Origin of the sequence: Actinoallomurus acaciae (assembly GCF_042429965.1) — a bacterium.
GTDB lineage: Bacteria > Actinomycetota > Actinomycetes > Streptosporangiales > Streptosporangiaceae > Actinoallomurus > Actinoallomurus acaciae.
Genome location: NZ_JBHLZP010000177.1, coordinates 15,770 through 16,152 on the forward strand (window position 1 = coordinate 15,770; position 383 = coordinate 16,152).

Here is a 383-nt window from a genome sequence, read left to right on the forward strand (position 1 = left end):
TCTCGCAGCTCGGCCATCAGCTGCTTGGCCTGCTCGTGCGCGGCGGTGACGGCCTCGGCCGCGCCGGCGCCGGGCGGCAGGTCGAGCCGGGCCAGCCCGAGTTGCAGGGTGAGGCCGACCAGCCGCTGCTGGGCGCCGTCGTGGAGGTCGCGTTCGATGCGGCGACGCTCGGCGTCGAAGGCGTCCGCGAGCCGGACGCGGGAGCGCGACACCTCGATCAGCTCCGCGCGCAGCCGCTCGGCCGGACCGCCCAGCAGCAGGGCGCGGGCCACCGCGGCGTGCCCGCCGGCCAGCAGCGTCAGCAGGTGGGGAACCACGGGGAGCAGCAGGACGCCGACGATCAGGTAGGGCAGCGTCTGCCCCACGGTCGCGGCCTTGCCGAA

1 protein-coding gene is annotated in these 383 nt (G+C 76.5%); it reads right to left on the bottom strand.

Annotated elements, in window-relative coordinates; translation table 11 throughout:
• Positions 1–365, bottom strand: a 365-nt coding sequence (locus tag ACFFNX_RS23215; protein WP_378205931.1) for a histidine kinase, incomplete at its 3' end; no start/stop codon positions are given.
• Between the last annotated feature and the right edge of the window lie 18 nt (positions 366–383).